We start from the raw sequence: 25,616 nt of genomic DNA, 5'->3' as shown, positions 1-25,616 counted from the left end.
GTGGTGGGCGTGAACGGTCCCCGTCCGGCCCGGCGTCCGGCGAGGGGACTGGGGGAGTTCTGTTGTCGCAGCCGATGCCCGTGCGCTGCCCCGCGATCGAGCACCCGGACGTTCCGCTCGTCGATGCGGCCGCGCTGGACCCGCTGGTGGAGCGGCTCGGAGCTGAGCGAACGGTCGGGTCCGACGAGGTGTTCCCGGTCGGGACACTGCGGGCCGACGGGCGCGTCGATCTCTGCAAGCAGGGTCTCGGCGCGGCCGGTGCCGCCCTGCTGATGCCTGCCCTCGCCCGGTCGCCGCACGCCGGTCACGTCCTGCTCGGCACCAACTCCCTCGGCGACGAGGGCGCGCGCTCGGTGGCGGACGCTCTGCGCGACGTACGCGGACACGGGCTGCGGACGGTCTATCTCGGCTGCAACCGCATCGGGGCCGAGGGCGCCGCCGCGCTCGCGGGCGCGCTGAGCGAGGACTCCACCGTCAGGGCGCTGTGGCTGAAGCGGAATCCGCTGGGCGACGCGGGCGTCCGGGCGCTCGTGCCGATGCTGGCCCGCACCACCTCGCTGCGCACGCTGGACCTCGTCAACACCGGGGTCACCACCGCCGGTCTGGAGGCACTGCTCGACGCGCTGACCGCGCGGGTAGAGCCGCTGGAGCGGCTCTTCCTCGGCGGCAACGGGCTCGGCCCGGACGACGCTCCGCTCCTCGCCGCGCTGATCCGGGACGCGGGGGTGCGGGAGCTGTACGCGTCGGCCAACCACCTCGGCGACGCGGGGGCCGCCGTGCTCGCCGGTGCCGCGGCCGGTCCGGAGCGCCCGGTGCGGCTCGGGCTCGGCGGCAACGGGATCGGGCCGGCCGGCGCCGGCGCCCTGGCCGACGCGCTCGGCGGCATCGAGTCCCTCGACCTCGGGCGGCCCATGTCGGAGCGCAGCCTCGGGGCGACCGGCAACACGACCGGCGACGCGGGCGCCCACGCGCTGGCCACGGCCCTGCCCGGAAGCCCTCTGCGACGCCTCGAACTGGCCCACACCGGGTTGACGGGGCGAGGGGCGAAGGCCCTGCTGGGCGCGGTCGGCGCGGACTGCCGGCTGGAGTACGTCGGGCTCGGCCCCGGGCTCCCCCGCAAGGTGAAGCGGTCCTTCGCCACCCGGCTGCGCCCGGACCACGGCGCCCACCCGGACCTGCGCGCGATCCGGAGCGTCTACCGGTGAGGCTCCGTCCGGAGGACCGGTTCCTCACCGCGGAGGAGGCCACCAGCCTCTGGCAGGTCCGGCGGTACGCCGTGCCCCGCGGCATGATCGAGCGCTCCGCGGAGCGTCGGCGCGCCGGTGACTGGCGGGGCGCGCTCGCCGCGGCCCACGTCGACGTGGACTTCGATCCCGTCGAGGTGGCCTCCACGCACAGTACGGCCGTGGCGGAGGCCCTCGTCGCCGACCTGCTCCATCTGGTGCCCGACCTGGTGCGCTGGCACCTGCCCCGGGTCCTCGGAGGGCGCTCGACGCTCGCCCCCGACCGGACCGTGGTGCTCGCCGGATACGCCGGGCACCGGGTCGGGTCCGGTCTGCCGCACGCGCCGTACCTCCATCTGCGTACGCCCCCGATGGTGGAGGGCAGCCAGCGGCTCTCGCTGCGTTTCGGTGCCGTGCCCGGGGAGTCCTCCCCCGGTCTGTTCGCCCTCGGCACCGAGGACTGGCGCTCGGTCCGGCATCTGTGGGACTCCCGGCGTACGGACGGTCTGCGGGCGGCCGTGGGAGCAGGTGGCCGGGTCCCCTTCTTCCACGACGACGGCACCCCGCTCACACGCCAGGAGCTCGGGGCGTCCGGTGACGGTGACGCCGCCGCCCGGGCGGAGCGGGTGACACTGCTGTACGAGCGGGGAGAGATCTCGGAGGCGTTCGCCGCGGCGGGGATCGAGTGGGATCCGACGCCTCCCGCCTCCGAGCGGTCGATGTACCGGATGGACCCCGGGGCGATCCTCCGCGCGTCCGCGATCGACCTTCCCCGCCTCGAGTCGGCCGTGCGCCGGGCGACGGCCGCCGTCGGCAGCGAGGGTTTCCTGGCCGCCGGCCACTGGCGGAGGCACATCCTGCTGGAGCTCACGGACCACAGCGCGGGGGGCCGGCTCAGGGCCACGATCGTGGAGGCCTCCTCCACCGTTCCCGCCGCCTACCTGCCGGAGACGGCCTGGCGGCGTCCGCGCGACCTCGATCTGCTGCGGGCGGGTGTCGTACCGCCGCAGTGGCTGCACCCGTTGGTGGCCAGGGCCCTGTTCCCCGCGCTCGAAGGGCCCTTCGGGCCGCCCGGGCCGTCCCTGCCGGCTCCGGTGCGCGTGCGCTGCCGCGGCGAGTGGCACGAGGTGTCCTTCCGTGCCGGTGCCCTGCGTTCGCCGCACACCGAGGAGGAACGGCAGCGCGAGAGCGCCATGCGGGCGTTCGGTGGAGCGGTCTCGGGCTGCTTCGCGGTGGAGCACTCCTGCACGACGGGGCAGGGGCGTCTCCCGAAGGCGCTGCGTGCACAGCGCAAGGAGCTGTTCCTGCACATCCAGCACGGGAACACCGCCGGAGTCCTGGAGCTGCTGGACGCCGGGGTCGACCTCCGCGTGCGCAACGCCAGACGCCGGGGACTGCTGCACGTGCTGCCACTGCTCGACCACGAGGCGGTCCTGCCACGGCTGCTGGCGGCAGGGCTCGACCTGGAGGCCAGGGACCAGCTCGGCCGGACCCCGCTGAGCGTCGCGGTGAGCGAGCGGGGTTCCCCCACGCTCGTACGGGCGCTGATCGACGCGGGGGCCAGGATCGACGTGACGGACACGCAGGGACTCTCCCTCGACCAGCTGATCCACCGGTACAAGCGCGAGGACCTCGCGTTCCTCCGGGAGCGGCTGGCCGCGGAGCACCCGGGCACGGGTGCCGACTGGTACCAGCGGTGGTTCATGAACAAGGACGGGGAGGACGGGCAGCAGTGAGCACGACCACGGGGGACCGGGCCCGCCCCTCCGGCCCCCTCGAAGCGGCCGACGAGCTCAACCGGCGCCTGCGCGTCACCCGCACCGAGCCCGCCGAGAGCCCGCAGCTCGAGGCGCTCGCCCTGGCGGTGACGGCCAATCAGCCGGTCCTGCTGTGGGGCGAGCCCGGCATCGGCAAGTCCGCCGGCCTGGAGCAGCTCGCCGCCGGCCTGGGGCTCGAGCTGGAGACCGTCATCGCGAGCGTCCACGAGCCGTCGGACTTCGCGGGGCTGCCGGTCGTGGGGGACGATCCGGCGGTGACGGGTGTGCCGATGGCGCCCCCGGACTGGGCGGTCCGGCTCGCCCGCTCCGGTCAGGGGCTGCTGTTCTTCGACGAGCTGTCGTCCGCGCCTCCCGCCGTGCAGGCCGCGCTGCTGCGGGTCGTACTGGAACGGCGGGTGGGCAGCCTGCGGCTGCCGGAGAGCGTGCGCATCGTCGCGGCGGCCAATCCTCCGTCGAGCGCGGCGGACGGCTGGCACCTCAGCCCGCCGCTCGCCAACCGCTTCGTCCATCTCCGGTGGACGCACGACCCGCGTACCGTCGCCCGCGGCATGGCGGGGACCTGGCCGGCCCTGGGGGTGCCGGTGGTCGACCCGGCCAAGGTCTCCGGCGCCGCGGCGCGGGCCCGGGGTGCCGTCTCCGGGTTCCTGACGGCACGTCCGGGGCTGGTCCACCACATCCCGGCCGACGCGGAGAGCCGGGGCCGCGCGTGGCCGTCCCCGAGGACCTGGGACATGGCCCTGCGGCTGCTGGCCACCGGCTACGCGGCGGGGACCGGGCGGGAGGCGGTCGCCGCGGCGCTCACCGGCGCCGTCGGGGACGGTGCGGGCATCGAGCTGCTGTCGTACCTGGACCACCTCGACCTGCCCGACCCGGACCGTGTGCTCGCGGACCCGGACGCCTTCGCGCTGCCCGAGCGGGGCGACCGGCAGCTCGCCTTCCTGATCGCGGTCGTCGCCGCGGTGCAGGGCGAGCCGACCCGGAAGCGCTGGGAGGCCGGGTGGGCGGTTCTGGCCAAGGCCGTGGACGCGGGGGTGCCCGACGTGGCGGCCCGGGCCGCGGTCGACCTGGCGGCCATGCGCAGCCTGGACTGGCCGGTGCCGCCGGGCATCGACGGTTTCCTGGACCTGCTGCGGCAGTCCGGCGCCCTGCCGCGGGGTGGCTGAGCTGGACACCACCAAGCTGCTCGCGGCGCGGTACCGGGCGGCGACGGACCGTCCGTACCTCGCCTCGGCGTTGTACGCCCTGACGGTGGTGCCCAGCGACGAGGTGCCGACCATGGGCGTGGACCGTCACTGGCGCTGCTACGTCTCGCCCGGCTTCGTCGACCGGACCCCGGTGGCGGAGCTGGCGGCGGTCTGGGTGCACGAGGTCGCGCATCTGCTGCGCGACCATCACGGCCGCGCGGATCTGCTGCCGGCGGCGGACCGGCGTGACAGGCACCGGGTGAACGTCGCCCAGGACTGCGAGATCAACGACGACCTGGTCGCCGACGGGCTGCCCCTGCCCGCCGGGCGGCTGGAGCCCCGCCTCTTCGGTCTCCCGGAGGGGCAGCTCTTCGAGGCGTATCTGACGGAGCTGCCGCGCTCCACCTGGATCCACGACTGCGGGTCGGGCGCCCATGGCGAGCCGTCCCCCTGGGAATCGGGCGCGACCTCGGGGCCGCCGGGAGTCGGCGGCGTGGAGGCGGAGTCGCTGCGCCATCACACCGCGGAGGCCATGCGCGCCCATGTGCGGGCCAGAGGGACCCTGCCGGGTGGCTGGAAGCGGTGGGCGGACGAGGTCCTCGAACCCACGGTCGACTGGCGGCAGGTGCTCGCGGGGGCCGTACGGGAGGCAGCCGCCTGGGCGGCCGGGGCGGTGGACTACACCTACCGCCGCCCCGCGCGCCGGAGCACGGCCCTGCGCGGCGTCGTGCTGCCCAGCCTGCGCCGGCCCCTGCCCAGGGTGGCGGTCGTCATCGACACCTCGGGCTCGATGGGTGACGAGGAGATCGCCGCCGCGCTCGCCGAGGTGACCGGTGTGCTGCGGGAGGTGGGGATCCGGGGCAACCGGGTCACCGTCCTCGCCTGCGACGCCGATGTCCGGGCCGTCTCCCGAGTGACGTCCGCCGAGCAGATCGCGCTCGCCGGCGGCGGTGGCACCGACATGCGGGTGGGGATCGCGGCGGCGCTGGCCGTGCGCGAGCGCCCCTCCGTCGTGGTCGTCCTGACGGACGGCCTCACCCCGTGGCCGGACGAGATCCCGTCCTGCCGGATCGTCGCCGCGCTCGTCGGCCCGTCCGCGCCCGCCGCTCCCGCGTGGGTCGAGACGGTGCGCGTCACGAACTGAGCCCGGGTGCGCCGCTCCCGTGCCTGGAAGCGGCGCACCGGTCGTACGGTCGTCGAGGCTCACCCACCGGACGGGACGTCCACGTAGTCCTTGAAGAGCAACGACACGGTGTGCCGGTCGGACGGCCAGTTCGGCACCACGACGGTCTCGTCCACCCCGCCGGTCCCGCGCATCGTCTGCGTGACCGGGATCGGGCCCCTGCCCCGCTCGTCGGCCGGGAGGGACAGGTCGGTCGCCGTCAGGAACGGTACGCGGTCGAAGGGCGGCAGTGCCGCATCCAGATGACTGACCCCGTCGCACCCCTTGTCGAAGGCGAACAGGCCGAGGATCTGCCGGAGTTGCGGAGACACGGCGGGGTTGAGCACATCGGCCCCGCCGATCCGGAGCCGGTCGTCGTCGGCCGTGCCGGCCCGCCACTCGCGCGCACGGACCACGGTGAGCGCCGTCTGTCCCGGGCACGCGTCGATGGAGTCCGCGACCCCGCCGGGCGGGGAGACGAGCAGCCGGACGAAACGGTCGTCGCGCTCGAAGGGTTCGAAGTAGAAGTGGTTGGTGCGCTCGCCGGAGCGGACGAGGGCGAGCTCGTAGTGTCCGCGTCCGCCGACCGCGAGCGGGCCGAAGGCTCCGTCCGCGCCGGTCTTCACCACGTGCTGCGGCAGGAGACCCGCCCGGGCTCCGGTGGCGGGGTCCAGCCGCCACACCTCCAGCCGGCCCGGAAGCCCCTTGTTCTGCGGGAAGTGCACGGCGCGTCCCGCGATCACGACGGAGGCGGGAGGCTCGGGCAGGACGCGTGTGGTGAGCGGCTCCCTGCCCCGGAGGAACGCGTAGATGTGGCCGAAGCTCTCGGCGGAGGTGGCACTCTCCGTGTGGCCCGCCTGCGGTTCGTGGACGTTGAGCGCGCCGCCGATCGACCCGTTCGGCTGGAGGCTGCTCCAGATGGCCAGGGTGGGCACCCCGCCGGGCTGGGCGGCGGCGGTGCGGCCGTCCAGGTTCACGTACTTCGCGACCTCCGCCGCGCGCTCCGGCACGGAGAGGTACGCCTGCGCGACCCGTGTCCCGCGCGAGTGCGCCAGGAGGTCGACCCGGGAAGCGCCGGTGCGCGCCCGGACGGAGTCGACCAGTGTCTCGAGTCCGGCGATCGCGTGGTCGTCGGTGGCGATGGATGTGTCGTACTCATGGACGTACAGCAGGTCGTCGCGGTAGCCGTTGCTGGAGAACCGCTTGGCCTGCGCCTGCCACTGCTGGGCCGAGCCCTCCTGCCCATGGACGAAGATCACGGGGTTGACCGTGGCGCGCGGCACGGTCGCGGCCCGGGTCGGGGCCGCCAGGGCGGCGAGTGTTCCGACGAGTGCCAGAAACACAGCGAGCAGCGTGGCCCGGCCCGTCAGGGCCGGCTGGGAACCGGTCATCGTGTCCTCCGAGTTGCCGTCGTCGGAGGGGAAGCTACGGCCGGTGCCGAGGGGCCCACCAGTCGCGGGACCGAGGCTGAGACGGCGGTCTCAGCTCGCGCGGGGCGACGTCCCGCGGGTTTGCTGGAGCACCGCGCGGGCAGTGCGCTCGGCCAGGGCGAGGTCCGGCCGTCGGCTGCTCAGCAGTTCGGCGTACAGGGCGGATTCGACGACCCTGACGTAGAGGTAGGCCAGATCGTCGATGCCCGCGCGGGGCCACAGTCGGTCCCTCTCCCCCGCCTCCAGCAGGATGCTCCGCTGGGCCAGCACCGCCCGCCGGTGGACGCAGCCGCCGGTCAGCAGGCGCCGCGCCGTCTCGGGTTCGGCCCGCAGGAAGTCCTCGAAGGGGGCGGAGCCGCGCAGCGCACCGACGAAGTACCGGGTGATCTCCAGGACCCCGTCCACGCCCGCGCGGGTGCGCCGCCGCCGTGCCCGTTCCAGCAGGTGGTCGGCCAGCTTCCAGAGCACGTCGGCCAGGAGCGCGTCGCGGCTGCCCACCACGCGGTACAGGGTCGCCCGGCTGACCGCGAGGTCCTGCGCGAGCGCGTCCATGTCCACGGTGCCGTGCCGCAGGAAGAACCGGCAGGCCCCGCGCACGACATGGCCCCGGGTGACGACACGCCGGGAGGGCCGCGCGTCCCGCATGCCGACCGCCTCCTGTGACGACTCCGGCGCCGCCGCCGGGGGCCGGTACCTTAGCGCGCCGGCACGCCCGGGGGCGATACTGATCGTGACGGTCGCCCCGCCGCACCGGCTGCGCACGGGACCGGTGGGGACGCATTTCTGTCGATGCCTGCGAGGGGAGCCGTACATGACCACGGCGAAGGACCTGTTCATCATCACTCTGGACCCGCGGCCCGAGCATGCCGTGGGACAGGGTGACCTGTCGCTCGCGCTCGCGGGAGCCGAGCTGATCGATCTCATCGGTGCGGGGGCCGTCACCGTGGACGGTGACCGCATCGTGCCGGGTGAGCCCCGGACGCCGGACGACGCGCTCCTCGGCGATGCCGCGGCCGGGCTCACCCGCCAGCCGCCCCACGAGCGGATCGACGACTGGCTGTGGCGCCGGGGCGAGGGCCTCTCGGCCGCGTACCAGGCCGGCCTGGAGAAGGACGGCGAGCTGACGCGGAAGCGGAGCGGCCGGTCGCCCTTCGGTCCGGAGCGGGTCGAACCGGCCGATACGCCCGGCCGCCGCCGGGCGGCCGGGCGCCGGGAGGCGGGGGAACCCGTGCTGGCCGCCCTCGCCTCGGCCGTGGGCATCGACGACGGCCGGTCCGGCGAGGAGAGCGGCCTGGACGACGAGGCGGTCGCGACGGTGGTGGCCGCCGTCCACGACGCGGTGATGGAGCTGGAGGCCGTACGCCAGCGGCGGAACATCGAGAACTCCGCCTTCGCCAACCTCTGGCGCGGCCCGTGAACGGCCGGCCTCCGGTCAGCCGCCCAGCACCACCGTGCGCTGGGCCGAGAAGTCACCCCACTTCCCGTCGGGCAGCTTGGGCCGGATCTTGAGCGAGTAGCGGGTGCCCGGCGGGTCGCTCAGGGTGAGCCGGTACGTCGCGCGGCCCTTGGGCGGCGTACCGCCCCAGACGATCGTGGTGGTCGCCTTCCCGTTCAGGAACAGCTGGTACGCGGGAATCGTGCCGCCGGTGTCCGGCTGGTCCCACGAGAGGTCGACCAGGAACTCCTGGCCCTCGGCCGTCAGCTTCGTCCGCAGCCCGGTGGGCGCCGTGCTCGCGGGGTCGCCCGGGGCGGACGGGGTGCTGAGGTCGAGGGCGTTGCTGTCCGGTGAGGAGCGGTCGGCGGCGTCGCGGGCGCGGACGGTGAAGGTGTAGACGGTGCCGGGCCGCAGCCCGCCGATACGGGCCGTGGTGCGCGTGCCGGGGACGCTGTGGATCCTGGAGTCCTCCTGGTAGATGTCGTACGAGGTCACGCCCACGTCGTCCGTGGAACCGCCCCAGGACAGGGAGACCGTCCGGCCGCTGTCCGCCGTGCCCCGCAGTTTCGTGGGCCCGGTCGGCGGTTCCTCGTCGGCGGGTGCGGCGGCGGGCGTGGTGACGGGGACGGCGGCGCTCGGCGCGGAGACGTTTCCCGCGGCGTCGCGGGCCCGGACGGTGAAGGAGTAGGCCGTGGAGGCGGTGAGCCCGTCGATGTCGGTCATCAGCTTCGCCGCGTCGACCGAGGCGGCCTTCTTCCCCTCCCGGTAGACGTCGTAACCGGCGATCCCCTCATTGTCCGAGGCGCGCTCCCACATGACGTGTACGGAGGTGGCGCTGCCCGCCTGGGCCGTCACCCCCTCGGGGACCGTCGGTTTTCCGGTGTCCGCCTCGGCGGAACCCCCGCAGGCGGTGAGTGCGGCGAGGAGCAGGGTGGCGGAGCAGGCCAACGCGGTGCGTGCGTGGGGGCGTTGCACGGTGATGCCTTCCATCCGACAGCAATGGTCCAGACCTATATGCCATGCGGGTGGGGCCCGCCACAAGGGGGCGGATCGGAACGTTCCGCAATGTCCGCGATGAGTTCCGGGCGCGAAAGCGGTCTGAAGGGTATGGACACACGAAACGGCACCGCGCCCGGACTCGACCTCGAACCGGTGGCGCGGCAGGTCCGGGAGCTGGTCGGCTCCGTCGACGACCGGCAGCTGGCGGGCCCGACGCCCTGCCCGGGCTACTCGGTGCGGGAGCTGCTCGGCCATCTGCTGGGGCTGACCGTCGCCTTCCGCGACGCGGGGCGCAAGGAGCTGGGCCCGACGACCGGCACCTCCCCCGGCTCGGCGCTCCCGGTGCTGCCCGGCGACTGGCGCGAGACGATGCCGCCGCTGCTGGACGAGCTGGTGGCGGCCTGGCGCTCCCCGGACTCCCTGGAGGGCATGACCCAGGCGGGCGGGATCGATCTGCCGGGCCCGATCGCCGGGGCGGTCGCGAGGAACGAGCTGCTCGTGCACGGCTGGGACCTGGCCAGGGCGACCGGGCAGGAGTTCCGGGCGGACGAGGAGAGTCTGCGCGCGTCGGAGGTGATGCTCGCCCCGGGCGACGACGACAGGTCGGGCCCGGACGCGATCTTCGGCCCGCCGGTCCCCGTCCCGCCCGGGGCGCCGCTGCTCGACCGGGTGATCGCGCTGAGCGGACGGCGGCCCGACTGGCGGCCGGACGGAGGGCCCGGGGCGCCCGGGGACGGCACCGCGGGGATCAGCTCGTGAAGAACTCCGAGACGCGGGACGCGATCTGACCGGGGTCCCGCTCGTGCGGCCGGTGGCCGCCGCCCAGGGTGACCAGCTGGCAGTCCGGGATCAGGGAGGCCATGTCGGCCAGGCGTCCCTGGTCCATGGTGCTCTCCGGGCCGCCGGCGAGGATCAGGGTGGGGGCGACGATCTGGCCGAGCTGCTCCTCCAGGCCCGGGTCCGGGTCGTTGATCTGCGCCATGACGGCGGGCACGGCGTTCTCGTCGTAGTCGACCGGGCCCTCCGGGACGAACTCGGCGGGCTCCTCGGGCCGGAACGGCGGCGGTGTCTCGACCAGCACCAGCCGCTCCACCCGGTCCGGGTGCTCCTCGGCGAGCATGCAGGCGACGACTCCGCCCATCCCGTGGCCGACGACGCCGACCCGGTCGATCTCGCAGGCCTCCAGGAACTCCGCGACGTCGTCCCTCATCAGCTCGAAGCCGTACTCGTCGGGCCAGTCGCTCTCGCCGTGGCCGCGCAGGTCGATGGCGTACACCCGCCAGTCCTCGCCGAGCAGGCTCCCGGCCGCCTCCCAGTTCGCCGACGAGCCGCCGAGGCCGTGCAGCAGCACGACGGGGGAGCCGAGCGACTCCCCCCAGGTCCGGTACGCCAGCCGCACATCGCCGACATCCACAACAGACTGATCTTCCATGTCCCGAACGCTACAGGCGCCGGACGGCTGCCGTTCCCGGCCCCCCGGCCTGGCAGGCTTGGTGCGTGAAGCACAGATGTCTCGTCCTCGCCGCCGTCGCGGTCCTCGTCCTGACCGGCTGCTCCGGGGAGGGCTCCGGCGCCCCCGAGAAGGGGCTCGACGACCCCGCGAAGAAGGACATCGCCATGCGGCTGGTGTCCAGCGCCGAGAACTCCACACTGGACTGGAAAGCCCAGTACGGCTACATCGAGGACATCGGCGACGGCCGCGGCTGGACCGCCGGGATCATCGGGTTCTGCTCCGGCACCGGCGACCTGCTGAAGGTCGTGGAGCGCTACACGGTGAAGCGTCCGGGGAACGCGCTCGCCGCGTTCCTCCCGGCGCTGCGCGCGGTGAACGGCACGGATTCGCACGAAGGGCTGGGCAGCTCCTTCACCGGTGCCTGGAAGAAGGCGGCGTCGGACCCGGCCTTCCGGTCGGCGCAGGACGAGGAGCGCGACTCGGCGTACTTCGATCCGGCGGTCGCGCGGGCGGAGGCCGACGGGCTGAGCGCGCTCGGTCAGTTCATCTACTACGACGCCTATGTGATGCACGGTTACGCCGACACCCCGGGCACCGTCGGCTTCCGTACGATCCGCGCCCAGGCCGTGGCCGAGGCGGACACGCCGTCCGGGGGCGGGGACGAGGAGGCGTATCTGAACGCCTTCCTGGACGCCCGGGTGGCCGCGATCCGCGAGGAGCCCTCCCACAGCGACACCAGCCGGGTGGAAACGGCGCAACGCGTCTTCGTGCGCGAGGGGAAACTGCAGCTGGAGACACCGCTGGCGTGGAAGGTGTACGGCGAGAGCTTCCGCATCGACGGGGGCTGAACCCCGCCACGGCGGGGAAGAGATCTCCGGGAGGACTGGTGCACCACCCCCACACCGGCACCGCTCGCCGCCGCACGGCCCGGCGCGAACGCCTCATCCGTACCGCCTCGACGATCATCGGGCTCGCGCTCGCCGCGGCGCCCCTCACCGCACAGGCCGGCGTCCCCACGGTGCCGGCCGCTCACCTCCTGGAGGCAGCCACGTCCGGGCTCGACGACCTCGTGAAGAAGGACATCGCGATGCAGCTGGTGTCCAGCGCCGAGAACTCCACACTGGACTGGGAAGCCCAGTACGACTACATCGAGGACATCGGCGACGGCCGCGGCTACACCGCCGGGATCGTCGGCTTCTGCTCCGGGACGAGCGACATGCTGGAGCTGGTCCGGCACCATACCGGGCGCGAACCGGGCAACGTACTCGCGAAGTACCTGCCCGCGCTGCGGGAGGTCGACGGCACCGACTCCCACGAGGGGCTCGACCCCGGTTTCACCCGGGACTGGGTGAAGGCGGCCTCCGGGGCGTCGTTCCGCAAGGCACAGCGCGACGAGCGCGACCGGGTGTACTTCGATCCGGCGGTACGCGCCGCCAAGAAGGACGGTCTCGGCACGCTCGGCCAGTTCGTGTACTACGACGCGGCCGTCATGCACGGCGAGGGCGACGACGCCGACAGTTTCGGCGGCATCCGGCGGGCGGCGCTGGACAAGGCCCGGCCGCCGTCGCTCGGCGGCGACGAGGCCGCGTATCTGAACGCGTTCCTGGACGTGCGGGTCCGCGCCATGAAGCGGGAGGAGGCCCACTCGGACACCAGCCGGGTGGACACGGCCCAGCGGGTGTTCCTGCGCGAGCGCAACATGGACCTGGACCCGCCGCTGGACTGGAAGGTCTACGGCGACAGCTTCCACATCGGCTGACCGCCCGGCCGCACACGGGTGCGCGTACGCGCTCCCCGCGAGGGGGCCGCGTACGCGCACCGGCGGTTCAGTGGGCGACGGGCACCGCCATGGGGTCCTTCGGCCGCTCGCCGGCCGGGGCACCGGCCTCCGGGTCCTCGTCCGCCCTCCGGCCCCAGTGGTTGAAGGCCAGGTTGAGCACGATCGCCACCACACAGCCCGTGGAGATGCCCGAGTCCAGGACGACGAGCAGGTCCTCGGGGAAGGCGTGGTAGAAGTCCGGCGCGGCGATCGGGATGAGGCCGACGCCGACGGCCGCCGCGACGATCAGGGCGTTCTCGCCCTTCTCCAGGGCGGCGGTGGCGAGCGTCTGGATGCCGCTCGCCGCGACCGAACCGAAGAGGACTATGCCGGCGCCGCCGAGCACCGGGAGCGGTACGAGGGCGATGACGGACGCGGCCACGGGGACGAGCCCCAGCAGGACGAGGATGACACCGCCCGCGGCGACGACGAACCGGCTGCGGACCTTGGTCATGGCGACCAGACCGATGTTCTGGGCGAAGGCGCTGCACATGAAGCCGTTGAACAGCGGGCTGACGGCGCTGCCCAGGGTGTCCGCGCGGAGCCCGCCCTCGATGGTCCGCTCGTCGGCGGGGCGTCCGACGATCTTGCCGAGGGCCAGCATGTCGGCGGTGGACTCGGTCATGCAGACCAGCATCACGATGCACATCGAGATGATGGCGGCGACCTCGAACTGCGGTGCGCCGAAGTGGAACGGCGTCGGGAAGCCGACCAGGTCGGCGTCGCCCAGTGCCCCGAAGTCGGTGATGCCGGCGGGGATCGCGATCAGGGTGCCGACGACGAGGCCGAGCAGGATCGCGATCTGCTGGAGGAAGCCCCGCAGCAGTTTCCGCAGGGCCAGGACGATGACGAGGGTAACGGCGGCCATCGCGATGTTCGTCGTCGAACCGTAGTCGTCGGCGGTCGCGTTGCCGCCCTGGGACCAGTTGAAGGCGACCGGCAGCAGCGAGACACCGATCAGGGTGATCACCGTGCCGGTGACGACGGGCGGGAAGAACCGCACCAGTTTGCAGAAGTACGGGGCGAGGACGAAGCCGAGCAGACCGGCGACGATGATCGCTCCGAAGATGACGGCGATGCCGTCGTGGCCGCGGTCCTTGCCTATCGCGATCATCGGGGTGACACCGGCGAACGAGACGCCGTTGACGAACGGCAGCCGGGCGCCTATGCGCCAGAAGCCGAGCGTCTGGAGCAGGGTGGCTATCCCCGCGGTGAAGAGACTCGCCCCCATGAGGAAGGCGGTCTCCTTGGCGCTGAGGCCCACGGCGGGGCCGACGATCATGGGCGGGGCCACCACACCCGCGTACATCGCGGCCACGTGCTGGAGGCCGCTGGTGAACATCCTGAGGGGCGGAAGCCTCTCGTCGACCGGATGCTTCTCTTCCGGTCCGCTTCCCTCCGGGGTGCTTCCTTCGACTGCGTTCTTGCGAAACCTGGGCGTAGCTGCCACGGCTTCCTCCGGTCGGGTACACATCGGGCGACGTGGGTGTCAGGGAGGTGGTGCTGAGTGGTGCGTTGGTGCAGGTCGTGCAGCTGGTGCGGGCAGCTCGGAGCTCACCTGCGCGGGTGCGCGTACAGGGCGTACGCGCACCCGGGCAGGCTTCGGTGAACCCTGCTGGGTCCACTACGGCCGGCCGAGGGCCGTCCCCCTCGGCCGGCCTGTCATGGGGGGGTGCGGAGCGTCAGGCTCCTGCGGCGATCTGCGCCAGGCGCCGGGCCTCGTCGCGGGTCGCGCGGGCGATGGCGTCCTCGTCGGCCGTGATGAGGCGGCCGTCCTCGACGACGGGCCTGCCGTCGACGAGGGAGAGGGTGACCGGGGCCGCCGCGCCGAAGACCAGGGCGGTCACCGGGTCGGCGATGGAGGCGTGGGCGAGGGTGTCCAGCTTCCACAGCACCAGGTCGGCGAGCTTGCCCGGCTCCAGGGAGCCGATCTCGTCGGCGCGGCCGAGCACACGGGCTCCGCCGTACGTGCCCAGGCGCAGCGCCTGACGCGCGTTCAGGGCCTTCTCGCGGTGGGCACCGAGGCGGTTGATGAGGAGGGCGTTGCGCAGCTCGGTGTGGAGTTCGCCGGACTCGTTGGACGCGGTGCCGTCGACACCGAGCCCGACCGGGACACCGGCGGCGAGCATGTCGGGGACGCGTGCGATGCCCGCGGCGAGGCGGGCGTTGGAGGACGGGCAGTGCGCGACACCGGTGCCGGTGCGGGCGAAGGCGGCGATGTCGGAGTCGTTCATGTGGACGCAGTGGGCCATCCACACGTCGTCGCCGAGCCAGCCCGTCGACTCGAAGTAGTCGGTCGGGCCCATCCCGAACAGCTCCTTGCAGAACTGCTCCTCCTCGACGGTCTCCGAGCCGTGCGTGTGCAGCCGTACGCCGCGACGGCGGGCCAGCTCCGCTCCCTGCTTGAGGAGTTCGGTCGACACGGAGAAGGGCGAGCAGGGTGCGACGGCGATCCGGGTCATCGCGTCGAACGAGGCGTCGTGGTGTTCGTCGATGGTCGCCTCGGTCGCGGCGAGCGCTCCGTCGAGCGTCTCCACCGCGAAGTCCGGGGGCAGTCCGCCGTCCTTCTCGCTGCGGTCCATGGAGCCCCGGGCGAGGGTGAAGCGTACGCCCATGTCACGGGCGGCCCCGGTGATCGCGCCGGACAGGTCGCCGGAGCCGCGCGGGAAGACGTAGTGGTGGTCCATCGCGGTGGTGACCCCGCCGCGGGCCATCATCGCGAGGGAGCCCTGCGCGGCGGTCCGGGCCATCGGCTCGTCGATGCGTGCCCAGGTCGGGTAGAGCGCGACCAGCCAGTCGAAGAGGTTGTGGTCGGTCGCGAGGCCCCGGGTGATCCACTGGTAGAAGTGGTGGTGGGTGTTGACGAGGCCGGGCGTGACGAGGTGGCCGGTGCCGTCGATGCGCCGGACGACGCCTTCGAGGTTCTCCGGCGCCTTGCCGGCGCCGACGGACTCGATGCGGTTGCCCGCCACGACGACGTGGCCCGAGGCGTACTCGGTGTCGTGGGCGTCGACGGTGGCGATCGAGCAGTTCTCGATGACGATGCGCTGGGTGGTCCTGGGATCCGCCGAAGCTGCCATGGTGCTTCCCTCTTCTGTCTCGGGCGATGTGGGCACGGCAGGACCCTAGGAGGATTTGAGTGCCACAGCGGTGCGGCTGTGGGTGCCGAGATGATGGAAGAACAGGTTGAGCAGGACCGCGACGAGCGCTCCCGCACTGATCCCGGAGCCGAGCACGGTCTGTGCCCAGGACGGGAATCCGGCGTAGAAGCCGGGGGCCGCGAGGGGGATGATGCCCGCGCCGAGGGCCACCGCCACGAGGATGATGTTGGAGCTGTCGTCGAGTCCGGCCTCGGACAGGGTCCGGATGCCGCTCACCGCGATCGAGCCGAACAGGACGATCCCGGCGCCGCCGAGCACGGGCATCGGCACGAGCGAGACGACGGCCCCGAGCACGGGGAAGGCGCCCAGGACGAGCAGGGCTCCGCCCGCGGCGGCGACGACGTAGCGGCTGCGCACCCTGGTCAGCGTCACGACGCCGACGTTCTGGGCGAAGGCGCTGGTCGGGAATCCGCCGAAGACCGGTCCGAGCAGGGTGGCGATGCCGTCGGTGCGCAGTCCCCTGGTGATGGTGGTGCCGTCGGTGCGCCGCTCGCAGATCTCGCCGAGCGCCAGCATGCCGGCCGAGGACTCCGTCATCAGCACGAGCATCACGATGCAGAGGGAGAGGATCGCGGCGGGCTGGAACTCGGGCGCGCCGAAGGAGAAGGGCGTGGGCAGGGCGGCGACGGGGGCGGAGCCGAGCGCGGAGAAGTCGGCGAGCCCGAAGGGGACGGCGGCCAGGGTGCCGGCGAACATGCCCGCGAGCAGGGCCGTCTGTTTGACGAAGCCGCGTCCGAAGCGCTGGATCAGCAGGATGACGACGAGGGTGAAGGCGGCGAGCGCCAGGTACTTCATGGCGCCGAAGTCGTCGGCGGTCGCGTCGCCTCCCTGCGCCCAGCCGACCGGTACGGGCATCAGGGTGACGCCGATGAGGGTGATGACGACGCCGGTGACGAGCGGAGGGAAGAAGCGGAGCAGCCGTCCGAAGAAGGGCCCCACGGCGAGGCAGAAGACACCTGCGACGATCACCGCGCCGTAGATGGCGGGGAGTTGGTGGCCGGGCGCGGTGTTCTCGGCGATGGCGAGCATCGGGGCGATACCCGCGGAGGACGCGGCGTTGACGAACGGCAGCCGGTTCCCCGCGAAGCGCCCGGCGCCGAGGGTCTGGAGGAGGGTGGCGAGTCCGGCGATCAGGAGGCTCGCGGCGATCAGACGGGTCATGCCGGCCGTGTCGAGTCCGACGGCCTGTCCGATGATGAGCGGAGGGGTGACGACGCCCGCGTACATGGCGGCGATGTGCTGGAGTGCGGCGGGGACGAGCCGCGAGGACGGAAGCTTTTCGTCCACCGGGTGAACTGCCTTGCGGGCAGCGGCCGGTGGGGTTGTACATGGGCCTTTCGCCGGCCCCGTTGCAGGCTGTGCCATGGAATTTCCCTCCGGGATGACCGGCCCCCGTCCCGCTGGGGACGGGGGCCGGTTCAGCACCGCGTCAGAGGTTGGTCATGTCGACCGGGATCTTCGGCTCGACGCCGTCGCGCAGCACGGTCGCCTCGATGAGGCCGTACGGGCGGTCGGCCGCGAAGTAGACCTCGTTGTCGTTCTTGAGGCCGAAGGGCTCCAAGTCCACGAGGAAGTGGTGGTTGTTGGGCAGCGAGAAGCGGATCTCGTCGATCTCGCTCCGGCTGTTGATGATGCGCGAACCCATCTGGTACAGGGTCTGCTGGAGCGAGAGCGAGTACGTCTCGGCGAAGGCTTCGAGCATGTGCTTGCGCGCCTGCTCGTAGGACTTCTCCCAGTTCGGCATGCGCTGCTCGTCGTCGGTCCAGTTGTAACGCCACCGGGCGGAGACGTCGGTCGCCAGGATGCGGTCGTACGCCTCCTTGAGCGTCGTGTACTTGTCCTTGACGTAGCCCCAGAACTCGGAGTTGGTGGAGTTCATCACCGTGAGGTCCTTGAGACCGGAGACGACCTCCCACTTCTCGCCGTCGTAGGTGATCTGGGTGGTGCGCGTCTCCTGGCCCTTGCGGACGAAGGAGTGCTTGACCTCGTCGGCGCCGATGAACCGGGAGTTGCCGTCGGAGGTCGCGATGCGCTCCCAGGCGTACTCCTCGATCCTGATGCGGGCCACCTCGATCGGCTCCTGCGAGGTCACGAAGTGCCGGGCCAGGTGGATGCCGAACTGCTCGGCGGACTCTATGCCGTGTTCCTTGGCGAAGGCGTACACCGTGTTCTTGGTGGTGTCGGTCGGCAGGACGTTGGCGTTGGAGCCGGAGTAGTGGACGTCGTCCATGTCGCCGGAGAGGGCGACCGAGACGTTGAGGTCCTTTATGTGGTGGGTGTCGCCGTCCCGCGTGATCCTGACGACGCGGTTCTCTGCTTTGCCGTACTGGTTCTGGCCGAGAATCGTGGGCATTGTCTGCTAGCTCCCTCGGTAAACGGAGTAGCCGAACGGGTTGAGCAGCAGCGGTACGTGATAGTGCTCGCCCGGGGTGACGGCGAACGCGATCGCCACCTCCGGGAAGAACGCGCCGCTGTCCCTTACGCGGGGGGCGTCCTGCTGCGCCTCGGCTTGCTTCTTGCTGGTGAAGTACGACTCGGTGTCGAATGCGAGCCGTACATGGGTGGTGCCTTCCGGCAGGGCCGGCAGGTCCTTGCAGCGCCCGTCCGCGTCGGTCGCGGAACCGCCGAGCGTCACGTAGTCCGCGTCCGCACCACTGCGTGCGGCGAGGGAGACGGTGACGGCTGCCGCGGGGCGGCCGATGCTGGTGTCCAGGATGTGGGTGGACACCGATGCGGTGGTGTCGGTGCTCAAGACCGTCACGCTCCTTGCTCTGGAGAGTCCTGTACGAGCCGGGTCAGCCGGATCCGGTTGATCTTGCCCAGTTCGGTGCGCACGATCTCGCGCTCCTGCTCGGGCGAGTTCCCGGTCCGGGACTTCACCGCGTCGCGCATCTGCTCACCGGTGGCTCCGGTGGCGCAGATCAGGAAGACGTGTCCGAACCGCTCCTGGTAGGCCAGGTTGAGTTCGAGCATCTCGGCCCTGAGCTCCTCGGACGCACCGGCCATCCCCCGCTGCTCACGGGCGGAGGCCGGGTCCCCGGGCTTGGGGCGGCCGATCGGCGGGTGGCCGGCCATCGCTTCGGCCAGGTCCTGCGCGGAGAGCTCCGCCACGGCGGCGTCACTCGCCGAGAGGAGGGCTTCCGTGCCGGCGTACGGCCGGTGGGCGAGAACGAGGCTTCCCCACTTCGCACTGGCACACACCTCGTGCAGCGCGGCTGCGGCCTCGTCGGCCGCCAGGGTGTTGAACCGGGCGAGGCCCGGTGTGGAGCTCGAAGTCACGGGAGCCTCCGTGGCTGTTTTCGCTGTGCGTTGTCGGGCTGCGGATAGCTAACGCCCTTCACAACACGACGTCAACAGTTTGTTGAAATTCCACGAACAGAGAATGCCGCCGACCGGTCCCCCGGACGACGGCATTGAACCACTTGCGCGGGGCTATTCCCCCTTGGCGGAATTGTCCCTGTTCAGGTAGTTGTACACGGTGAAGCGGCTGACCCCGAGGGCGCCGGCCACGGTCTCCACCCCGTGCCGCACGGCGAAGGCCCCGCGTGCCTCCAGGGACCGCACCACGCCCTGCTTGGCCTTGCGGTCCAGGTCGGACAGCGGCATTCCGTGCCGCCGCTCCATGGCGGCCAGGATGTGGTCGAGCGACTCGGAGAGCTGCGGGAGCCGCACGGCCATGACGTCCGTGCCCTCCCAGGCGAGCACGACGTCGTCGGCCGCGGCCTGCTCGGGGCTCAGCAGCTCGGCCCCCATGGCGTCGACGAGCGGCTTCACGGCCGCGACCAGGGGGTGATCGGCGGGTTCGGTCACGGGGTGTCCTCCCCGATGACGTTGAGCTGGAGGGACACCCGGGTGGCGCCGGAGGCCAGGGCCTTGCGCAGCAGGGAGTCCACGGCGGTGAGGACCTGGTCCGCGCCCCCTTCGGCCGTGTTCCCGAAGGGGCCCACGTCCACGGCGTCCAGATCGGCGGTCTGGATGACCTCGCGGGCCACCACCGCGTGGGCGGGTGCCTCGTCGAGATCGAAGGGCTCGGTGGTGAATTCCACCCTCAAGCGCACGTTGCCTCCCTCATGTCCCGCCGGGCCCGTCGGCTCGCACGGCTCGCCCCGACCCTATGGCACGGGCCTCCGGGCGCCGCGGCCCGCGCCTCAGCCTCCGGCCTGGATGTCCCCCCGGGTGGACGACGCGATCGGGTCCCCGTGCGCGAAGTCCCCGGGCGGGATCCCCGGGTGGTGCCCGTCCCTGACCAGCGGGGCGGTGGCGGCGGGGCCGAGTGCCAGCCGGGAGACGATCCGGTAGCGGTCCCCCCGGTAGAGCGAGTGGACGTACTCCACGGGCACCCCGGCGGTGTCCGAGGTCAGGCGCTCGAAGAGCAGCGCGGGGGACAGCTCGGGAACCTCCAGGAGCTGGGCCTCCGCGCGTGTGACGACGGTGGGCTCGATCGCCTGGACCGCCTCGCGCACGTGGACCCCGTGGGTGTGGCGCAGATGCTCGTAGAGATCGCCGTCCTCCAGCTCCTCGGCCGACAGGCCCGGGACCAGGGCGGCCCTGATGTGCAGGTGCTCGATGGCCATGGGCGCACCGTCGACCAGGCGCAGCCGCGCGACGTACACGATGTCCTCGGCGGGCGACATCCGCAGCCTGCGGCCCACCCGGGCGCCGGCCGGGAGGGTCGTGAACTCCAGCAGCCTGCTCGACCACGCCCCGGCGGCCTGCGGCAGGCTCAGGGAGAGGTCGGCGGAGACCAGCTCCTGGGTGATCTTCTCCGGCGCCACGAACATCCCGCGCCCGTGCTCCCGTACGAGCAGCCCGGCCGCCACCAGTTCGTCGACGGCGGCGCGCAGGGTGGGCCGGGACACGCCGAGCAGGGCGCACAGGGCCCGTTCGGACGGGATGGCGTCCCCGGGGCTCCGGCTCTCGATCAGCTCGAGGACCGCGTCACGCGCCCGCTCCCGCTTGAGCACCGTCCCCGGCACATCGGCTTTCATGCTTTTCCCTCCGCGCGTTCCGCTCCCTTTACCAGTTGAGCAATCGATGTCCACTGGTCAGGGAGAGTCTAGCCACCTCGCCCGGCATGAACAGGGGGACGGCGAAACCGGATCGGCCAATATCCCTTTATACAAAGGGGCTTGACGGTCTCATTGGTCTATGCCACCTTCATCCACCACCAAGAGGTGAGCTGTCCAGTGGGCTTCACTGGTCAGGTGGTCAGGTCTCTGCTCCCGTTGAGGTGAACCGTGAAGTACCGCTTGCTTGCCGGTGTGTCCGCGCTCGTGACGGCCGCCGCTCTCACTGCCTGCAGCTCCGGCGCCGACGACGCCGAAGGGGCCGGGGGCGTGACGACGGTCGATGTCTGGCTGATGCGGGACAGCGTCTCCGCCGCGTTCCAGAAGGAGTTCACCGAGGGTTTCGAGGCCGCGCACCCGGACATCGACGTGAAGATTCAGATCCAGGAGTGGGACGGCATCGGCCAGAAGATCACCGCCGCCCTGGCCAGCAACGACGCCCCGGACGTGATCGAGGCGGGCAACACCCAGGTGGCACAGTTCGCGGAGAGCGGCGGACTGCTGGACCTCAGCGACAAGAAGGACGAACTGAACGGCGACGACTGGCTGAAGGGCCTGGCCGAGCCGGGTTCGTACGACGGCAAGCAGTACGGCATCCCGTACTACGCCGCCAACCGGGTGGTGATCTACCGCAAGGACCTCTTCGAGAAGGCCGGCGTCGACCCCGCGAAGCTCACCACGCGCGAGGAGTGGATCGCCGCCACCACGAAGCTGAACAAGGGCGGCACCCAGGGCATCTACCTGCCGGGTCAGCTCTGGTACGCGCTGGCGGGCTTCGTCTGGGACGAGGGCGGGGACCTCGCCACCGAGTCCGGCGGGCGGTGGAAGGGTGCGCTCGACACACCCGAGGCGCAGCGGGGCATGGCCTTCTACGCGCAGCTCCAGGCGCTCGGGAAGGGCCCCAAGGACTCCGACGAGGACGATCCGCCGCAGGCCGAGGTGATGGCGCAGGGGCAGGTGGCCCAGGTCATCTCCACCCCGGGCGGTGCGAACGTGGTCGTCGAGAACAACCCCGGGCTGAAGGGGAAGCTGGGATTCTTCCCGATCCCGGGGAAGACGGCGGGCACTCCGGGTGCGGTGTTCACCGGTGGTTCCGATCTGGTCGTGCCCGCGGCGGCCGGGCATCCGGACGCGGCGGTGACCTTCATCAAGGAACTGACGGGCGACGCCTGGCAGAAGAAGCTCGCGGTGGCCATGAGCTACGTGCCCAACCGGACCACCCTCGCCTCGGCGGTGGCGGGCGACCCCGGCGCCTCGGCGATGGCGGTCGGCGCGGCCAACGGGCACGCGACGCCGAACACCCCGGGCTGGGCGGCCGTGGAGGCCGAGAACCCCGTCAAGGACTACATGACGGCCGTCCTCACCGGCGGTGACGCCGCCGAGGAGGCGGCCAAGGCCTCCGCCGACATCACCCGGGCCATGAACGCCGGCTCCTGACCCGCCCGTCCGATGCCCTTCACCGAGAGGAGGCCCGCCGTGCCGGCTGTACGCGAACGGCCCGCTCCACGCGTCACCCTTCCCCGGAAGGCACCACCGGGGCGGCGGCCGGGACGGTCCCCGCAGGGGCTCTGGCCGTACGCCCTGATCGCCCCCGCGATCGGCGGGATGCTCTATCTGCTGGTCTACCCGCTGGTGCGGGCCGTGGTGATCTCCCTCCAGGACTTCCGGCTCCGCCAGCTGATCCGCGGGGACGCCGAGTTCGTGGGCCTGCGGAACTACCGGACGCTCCTGTCCGACCAGCGCTTCTGGGAGGTCACCGGCCGCACCTTCGTCTTCATGGCCGTCAACGTCGTGCTGATCATGGTCGTCTCGACCCTCGTGGCCCTGATGACGGAGCGGCTCGGACGCGTGGGGCGGACCGTCGTGCTCTGCTCCCTGGTGCTGGCCTGGGCGATGCCGGTCGTCGCGGCCACGACGGTCTTCCAGTGGCTGTTCCACTCGGAGTTCGGCATCGTCAACCAGACGCTCACCGGCCTCGGATTCGGGTCCTTCGACCGCTACCCGTGGTTCGCGAACGGCACGGCGTCCTTCACGATCCTGGTCCTGCTCATCGTCTGGCAGTCCGTGCCGTTCGCCGCGGTCACCCTGTACTCCGCCCTGACCACCGTCCCCGCCGAGCTGTACGAGTCGGCGCGGCTCGACGGGGCCTCCGGGCCCCGCATCTTCCGCTCGCTGACGTTCCCGATGCTGCGGCCGATCTTCATGCTGGTCCTCTCCCTGGAGGTGATCTGGACCTTCAAGGCGTTCGTCCAGATCTGGGTGATGACCCGCGGCGGCCCCGGCGACGCCACCACCATCCTGCCCGTGTACGCCGTCCAGACGGCGCTCTCCGGCCAGCGCTACGACCTGGGCTCCGCCGCGTCGATGATCACCGTGGTCCTGATGTCCGGGGTGCTGGTCGCCTACTTCCGCCAGATGTTCCGCCAGGAGGACGACCTCCGATGACTCCGCTTCGCACCCGTGTCCGGCGTGTCCCGCTGAACGCCGCCGCCCTCGTGACCGTGACGGTCTGTCTGTTCCCGGTCTACTGGATGGTCTCGACCGCCTTCAAGCCCTCCCGGGACATCCAGTCCTCCGAGCCCCGGCTGGTGCCCTACACCTGGACGCTCGACCACTTCCGCAAGGCCGTGCAGGCGGACGGCTTCGAGCTGTTCTGGCGCAACAGCGTCCTGGTCACGCTGGGCGCGGTGCTGCTCTCCCTCGTCGTGGCGCTCGGGTCCTCGTACGCCGTGGCACGCCTGCGGTGGAAGGGCCGGCGGCAGTTCATGCTGCTGGTGTTCGTGGCGCAGATGGCGCCCTGGGAATCGCTGATCATCCCGGTCTACATCATCTCGCGCGACACGGACATGCTGGACCGGCTGCCCACCCTGACCCTCGTCTACTTCATGATCACACTGCCGTTCACGATCGTGGTCCTGCGGGGGTTCCTGGCCACGATCCCGCCCGAACTGGAGGAGGCCGCCCAGGTGGACGGCTGCACCCGCACCGGTGCGTTCACACGGGTGGCGCTGCCGCTGCTCGCCCCCGGCCTGATGGCGACGTCGCTGTTCGGATTCATCACCGCGTGGAACGAGTTCGCCTACGCCAACTTCCTGATCATCAAGCAGCAGGACAACCGCACCCTGCCCGTCTGGCTCTCCTCGTTCCAGAACACCTTCGGCACGGACTGGGGCGCCACCATGGCCGCCTCGACGCTCTTCGCCCTGCCCGCGCTCGTGATCTTCCTGCTGCTCCAGCGCCATGTGACCTCCGGCTTCGCGGCCGGCGCGGTCAAGGGCTGAGCCCGCCGGGCGCCCCGCGAAACCGTCCGCGCGAACCGCCCGACCCACCGAACCCGGAGGCCCCCGTGCCCGCATCACGCCCCGAGCTCTCCCTCGTCCCCCGGCCCCGCAAGCTCTCGCCGCGCCCGGGCCGCTTCACCCTCGGCCAGGGCACCTCCGTACGGGCCCTTCCGGGCGCGGAGGCGGCGGCCGGGCTGCTGCGGACGCTCCTCGGCCCGACGACCGGGCTCCCCCTCCCCCCGTCGCCCGAGGGCCGCGTCGTCCTGGCGCTCGACCCGCAGCTCGGCGGGCTGGGCGACGAGGGGTACGGCCTCACCGTCGGGCCGGACGCCCTGCTGCTGCGGGCCGCCCGGCCGGACGGTCTGCTCCGGGGCGTCCAGACGATCAGGCAGCTGCTGCCGCCCGGGGCGCTGTCGGGCGGCGTGGGCGAGGGGCCCTGGGAGCTGCCGTGCGTCGAGATCAGCGACGTGCCCGAACACCCCTGGCGCGGCGCGATGCTGGACGTCGCCCGGCACTTCCAGCCCGTCTCCTACCTGCGCCGTTATGTGGACCTGATGGCGCTGCACAAGCTCAACGTCCTGCATCTGCACCTCACGGACGACCAGGGCTGGCGCATGCCGGTCGACGCCTTCCCCCGGCTGACCTCGGTGGGCGGGCACCGGGCGCAGTCACTGTCCGACGGCGTGCCGCACTCGGGCGCGTACACCAAGGCGGAGCTGCGCGAGCTGGTCCGTTACGCGCGGGAGAGGGGGGTGACCGTCATGCCGGAGATCGAGATGCCGGGGCATGTGCGCGCCGCCCTCGCGGCCTACCCCTCGCTCGGGAACCGGCCGGAGCGCCCGCTCGACGTGTGGACCAGGTGGGGTGTCTGCGACACCGTGCTCGGCGTCCACGAGGAGGTCTTCGACTTCTGCCGGACCGTGCTGGAGGAGGTCATGGAGGTCTTCCCCTCCCCGTACGTCCACATCGGCGGCGACGAGTGCCCCACCGCCGAGTGGGAGAACAGCCCGGCCGCCCTGGAGCGCGCGGCGGCCGAGGGGCTCCCCGGACCCGGTGCTCTGCACGGCTGGTTCATGGCCAGGATCGGCTCGTTCCTCGTGGAGCGGGGCCGCAGGCCGGCCGGCTGGGCCGAGACCGGCGGTGGACTTCCCCCCGAATTCACGGTGATGACGTGGCGCGACCCCGCGCACGCGCTCACGGCGGCCCGGCGCGGCCACCAGGTCGTGACCACGCACCACCGTGCGACGTACCTGGACTACGCCCAGTCCACGGACCCGGACGAGCCGTCCGGCCAGCAGGGCGTCCTCGTCCCCCTGCACGCGGTCCACGCCGGCGATCCGGTGCCCCGGGGCTCGGGGCCCGAGGAGGCCTCCCGTGTCCTGGGCACCCAGGCCCAGTTGTGGACCGAGTACGTGACGACGCCGGAGCAGATCGAGTATCTGGCCTATCCCCGGCTCTGTGCGCTGGCGGACCGTGCCTGGTCCGGCGGGCGCAGCGACTGGACCGGCTTCGTCGAGCGACTGCGCCACCACACCGCCCGGCTGGACGCCCTCGGCGTCCGGTACCGGCCTCTCACCGCGCGGTCCCTCGCGACCGCGCTCTAGGTACAGCGCGACCCTCGGCAA

25 protein-coding genes are annotated in these 25,616 nt (G+C 72.2%); 12 read left to right on the top strand and 13 right to left on the bottom strand.

Annotated elements, in window-relative coordinates; all coding sequences use genetic code 11:
* Positions 1-62 precede the first annotated feature (62 nt).
* From AMK10_RS16685 to AMK10_RS16670, 4 genes are read left to right on the top strand one after another with little or no spacing between them, the layout of a single operon-like run.
* On the top strand, positions 63-1,205 hold the full coding sequence (locus AMK10_RS16685; protein WP_073748580.1) for a gala protein: 1,143 nt from the start codon (positions 63-65) through the stop codon (positions 1,203-1,205).
* The gene (locus AMK10_RS16680; RefSeq protein ID WP_073748579.1) at positions 1,202-2,959 is read left to right on the top strand and encodes an ankyrin repeat domain-containing protein; all 1,758 of its coding nucleotides are present in this window, start codon (positions 1,202-1,204) and stop codon (positions 2,957-2,959) included. The genes AMK10_RS16685 and AMK10_RS16680 overlap by 4 nt, the downstream gene beginning before the upstream one ends.
* A complete protein-coding gene (locus AMK10_RS16675) occupies positions 2,956-4,164 on the top strand; it encodes an AAA family ATPase (RefSeq protein ID WP_073748578.1) in 1,209 nt (402 codons plus the stop codon). The genes AMK10_RS16680 and AMK10_RS16675 overlap by 4 nt, the downstream gene beginning before the upstream one ends.
* Complete coding sequence (locus AMK10_RS16670) at positions 4,157-5,329, top strand: vWA domain-containing protein (protein ID WP_073748577.1); 1,173 nt, start codon at positions 4,157-4,159, stop codon at positions 5,327-5,329. Before AMK10_RS16675 ends, AMK10_RS16670 begins: the two co-directional genes overlap by 8 nt.
* Positions 5,330-5,388: 59 nt before the next feature.
* On the opposite strand, the gene AMK10_RS16665 is transcribed toward AMK10_RS16670, so the two are convergent.
* Positions 5,389-6,738 carry a hypothetical protein gene (locus tag AMK10_RS16665; RefSeq protein ID WP_079180725.1) on the bottom strand — a complete coding sequence of 450 codons (1,350 nt, stop codon included), beginning with the start codon at positions 6,736-6,738 and terminating at the stop codon, positions 5,389-5,391.
* A 90-nt stretch (positions 6,739-6,828) separates the two neighbouring features.
* Positions 6,829-7,422 carry a QsdR family transcriptional regulator gene (locus AMK10_RS16660; RefSeq protein ID WP_079180724.1) on the bottom strand — a complete coding sequence of 198 codons (594 nt, stop codon included), beginning with the start codon at positions 7,420-7,422 and terminating at the stop codon, positions 6,829-6,831.
* A gap of 166 nt (positions 7,423-7,588) precedes the next feature.
* On the opposite strand from AMK10_RS16660, the gene AMK10_RS16655 reads away from it, so the two are divergent.
* Entirely contained in the window at positions 7,589-8,194 is a 606-nt protein-coding gene (locus tag AMK10_RS16655) for a GOLPH3/VPS74 family protein (protein ID WP_073748576.1), read from the top strand.
* 15 nt (positions 8,195-8,209) lie between these two features.
* Here AMK10_RS16655 and AMK10_RS16650 read toward each other — a convergent pair whose 3' ends face one another.
* Positions 8,210-9,202, bottom strand: a complete 993-nt coding sequence (locus AMK10_RS16650; protein ID WP_073748575.1) for a fibronectin type III domain-containing protein — start codon at positions 9,200-9,202, stop codon at positions 8,210-8,212.
* A gap of 117 nt (positions 9,203-9,319) precedes the next feature.
* Here AMK10_RS16650 and AMK10_RS16645 point away from each other — a divergent pair, with 117 nt between their 5' ends.
* Positions 9,320-9,970 (top strand): TIGR03086 family metal-binding protein, encoded by a 651-nt coding sequence (locus AMK10_RS16645; protein WP_073748574.1) that lies wholly within the window; start codon positions 9,320-9,322, stop codon positions 9,968-9,970.
* Here the strand turns inward: AMK10_RS16645 and AMK10_RS16640 are convergent.
* Positions 9,960-10,643 carry an alpha/beta fold hydrolase gene (locus AMK10_RS16640; protein ID WP_073748573.1) on the bottom strand — a complete coding sequence of 228 codons (684 nt, stop codon included), beginning with the start codon at positions 10,641-10,643 and terminating at the stop codon, positions 9,960-9,962. The genes AMK10_RS16645 and AMK10_RS16640 overlap by 11 nt on opposite strands.
* 65 nt (positions 10,644-10,708) lie before the next feature.
* On the opposite strand from AMK10_RS16640, the gene AMK10_RS16635 reads away from it, so the two are divergent.
* Positions 10,709-11,512, top strand: coding sequence for a chitosanase (locus tag AMK10_RS16635; protein ID WP_073748572.1), 804 nt, complete (start codon positions 10,709-10,711; stop codon positions 11,510-11,512).
* Between the two features lie 38 nt (positions 11,513-11,550).
* Positions 11,551-12,423: a chitosanase gene (locus AMK10_RS16630; protein ID WP_073748571.1), complete on the top strand. Its 873-nt coding sequence runs from the start codon at positions 11,551-11,553 to the stop codon at positions 12,421-12,423.
* A gap of 67 nt (positions 12,424-12,490) precedes the next feature.
* Here the strand turns inward: AMK10_RS16630 and AMK10_RS16625 are convergent, their stop codons facing one another.
* The 9 genes from AMK10_RS16625 to AMK10_RS16585 all read right to left on the bottom strand — a co-directional run bounded on the left by AMK10_RS16625 (position 12,491) and on the right by AMK10_RS16585 (position 20,632).
* Positions 12,491-13,933 carry a nucleobase:cation symporter-2 family protein gene (locus tag AMK10_RS16625; RefSeq protein WP_073748570.1) on the bottom strand — a complete coding sequence of 481 codons (1,443 nt, stop codon included), beginning with the start codon at positions 13,931-13,933 and terminating at the stop codon, positions 12,491-12,493.
* Between the two features lie 232 nt (positions 13,934-14,165).
* Positions 14,166-15,563 (bottom strand): 8-oxoguanine deaminase, encoded by a 1,398-nt coding sequence (locus tag AMK10_RS16620; RefSeq protein ID WP_073748569.1) that lies wholly within the window; start codon positions 15,561-15,563, stop codon positions 14,166-14,168.
* Positions 15,564-15,608: 45 nt separating this feature from the next.
* Positions 15,609-17,009, bottom strand: a complete 1,401-nt coding sequence (locus AMK10_RS16615) for a nucleobase:cation symporter-2 family protein (RefSeq protein WP_073748568.1) — start codon at positions 17,007-17,009, stop codon at positions 15,609-15,611.
* Between the two features lie 64 nt (positions 17,010-17,073).
* Positions 17,074-17,997, bottom strand: coding sequence for a factor-independent urate hydroxylase (gene pucL / locus AMK10_RS16610; RefSeq protein WP_073748567.1), 924 nt, complete (start codon positions 17,995-17,997; stop codon positions 17,074-17,076).
* 6 nt (positions 17,998-18,003) lie between these two features.
* Positions 18,004-18,396: a hydroxyisourate hydrolase gene (uraH, locus tag AMK10_RS16605; protein WP_073749296.1), complete on the bottom strand. Its 393-nt coding sequence runs from the start codon at positions 18,394-18,396 to the stop codon at positions 18,004-18,006.
* A gap of 5 nt (positions 18,397-18,401) precedes the next feature.
* Positions 18,402-18,923, bottom strand: a complete 522-nt coding sequence (uraD, locus tag AMK10_RS16600) for a 2-oxo-4-hydroxy-4-carboxy-5-ureidoimidazoline decarboxylase (RefSeq protein ID WP_073748566.1) — start codon at positions 18,921-18,923, stop codon at positions 18,402-18,404.
* 153 nt (positions 18,924-19,076) lie between these two features.
* The gene (locus tag AMK10_RS16595; RefSeq protein WP_073748565.1) at positions 19,077-19,454 is read right to left on the bottom strand and encodes a helix-turn-helix domain-containing protein; all 378 of its coding nucleotides are present in this window, start codon (positions 19,452-19,454) and stop codon (positions 19,077-19,079) included.
* On the bottom strand, positions 19,451-19,702 hold the full coding sequence (locus AMK10_RS16590) for a hypothetical protein (RefSeq protein WP_073748564.1): 252 nt from the start codon (positions 19,700-19,702) through the stop codon (positions 19,451-19,453). The genes AMK10_RS16595 and AMK10_RS16590 overlap by 4 nt, the downstream gene beginning before the upstream one ends.
* 90 nt (positions 19,703-19,792) lie before the next feature.
* The gene (locus AMK10_RS16585) at positions 19,793-20,632 is read right to left on the bottom strand and encodes a GntR family transcriptional regulator (protein WP_073748563.1); all 840 of its coding nucleotides are present in this window, start codon (positions 20,630-20,632) and stop codon (positions 19,793-19,795) included.
* A gap of 249 nt (positions 20,633-20,881) precedes the next feature.
* On the opposite strand from AMK10_RS16585, the gene AMK10_RS16580 reads away from it, so the two are divergent.
* The 4 genes from AMK10_RS16580 to AMK10_RS16565 all read left to right on the top strand — a co-directional run bounded on the left by AMK10_RS16580 (position 20,882) and on the right by AMK10_RS16565 (position 25,595).
* On the top strand, positions 20,882-22,147 hold the full coding sequence (locus AMK10_RS16580) for an extracellular solute-binding protein (protein WP_073748562.1): 1,266 nt from the start codon (positions 20,882-20,884) through the stop codon (positions 22,145-22,147).
* Positions 22,148-22,159: 12 nt separating this feature from the next.
* Positions 22,160-23,155, top strand: a complete 996-nt coding sequence (locus AMK10_RS16575) for a carbohydrate ABC transporter permease (protein WP_073748561.1) — start codon at positions 22,160-22,162, stop codon at positions 23,153-23,155.
* Positions 23,152-23,991 carry a carbohydrate ABC transporter permease gene (locus tag AMK10_RS16570; RefSeq protein ID WP_073748560.1) on the top strand — a complete coding sequence of 280 codons (840 nt, stop codon included), beginning with the start codon at positions 23,152-23,154 and terminating at the stop codon, positions 23,989-23,991. The genes AMK10_RS16575 and AMK10_RS16570 overlap by 4 nt, the downstream gene beginning before the upstream one ends.
* A 65-nt stretch (positions 23,992-24,056) precedes the next feature.
* Positions 24,057-25,595, top strand: coding sequence for a beta-N-acetylhexosaminidase (locus tag AMK10_RS16565; RefSeq protein ID WP_073748559.1), 1,539 nt, complete (start codon positions 24,057-24,059; stop codon positions 25,593-25,595).
* Positions 25,596-25,616: the final 21 nt, after the last annotated feature.

It is taken from the genome of Streptomyces sp. CB02058 (genome assembly GCF_001905505.1).
Classification (GTDB): domain Bacteria; phylum Actinomycetota; class Actinomycetes; order Streptomycetales; family Streptomycetaceae; genus Streptomyces.
This window is presented reverse-complemented; position numbering and strand designations above follow the sequence as displayed.

Bases quoted from the DNA above. Each gene is read 5' to 3' on its own strand.
- AMK10_RS16665 (WP_079180725.1), bottom strand. From the start codon at position 6,738: ATGACCGGTTCCCAGCCGGCCCTGACGGGCCGGGCCACGCTGCTCGCT.
- AMK10_RS16660 (WP_079180724.1), bottom strand. From the start codon at position 7,422: ATGCGGGACGCGCGGCCCTCCCGGCGTGTCGTCACCCGGGGCCATGTC.
- AMK10_RS16655 (WP_073748576.1), top strand. From the start codon at position 7,589: ATGACCACGGCGAAGGACCTGTTCATCATCACTCTGGACCCGCGGCCC.
- AMK10_RS16650 (WP_073748575.1), bottom strand. From the start codon at position 9,202: ATGGAAGGCATCACCGTGCAACGCCCCCACGCACGCACCGCGTTGGCC.
- AMK10_RS16645 (WP_073748574.1), top strand. From the start codon at position 9,320: ATGGACACACGAAACGGCACCGCGCCCGGACTCGACCTCGAACCGGTG.
- AMK10_RS16640 (WP_073748573.1), bottom strand. From the start codon at position 10,643: ATGGAAGATCAGTCTGTTGTGGATGTCGGCGATGTGCGGCTGGCGTAC.
- AMK10_RS16620 (WP_073748569.1), bottom strand. From the start codon at position 15,563: ATGGCAGCTTCGGCGGATCCCAGGACCACCCAGCGCATCGTCATCGAG.
- AMK10_RS16615 (WP_073748568.1), bottom strand. From the start codon at position 17,009: ATGGCACAGCCTGCAACGGGGCCGGCGAAAGGCCCATGTACAACCCCA.
- pucL (WP_073748567.1), bottom strand. From the start codon at position 17,997: ATGCCCACGATTCTCGGCCAGAACCAGTACGGCAAAGCAGAGAACCGC.
- AMK10_RS16585 (WP_073748563.1), bottom strand. From the start codon at position 20,632: ATGAAAGCCGATGTGCCGGGGACGGTGCTCAAGCGGGAGCGGGCGCGT.
- AMK10_RS16575 (WP_073748561.1), top strand. From the start codon at position 22,160: ATGCCCTTCACCGAGAGGAGGCCCGCCGTGCCGGCTGTACGCGAACGG.
- AMK10_RS16570 (WP_073748560.1), top strand. From the start codon at position 23,152: ATGACTCCGCTTCGCACCCGTGTCCGGCGTGTCCCGCTGAACGCCGCC.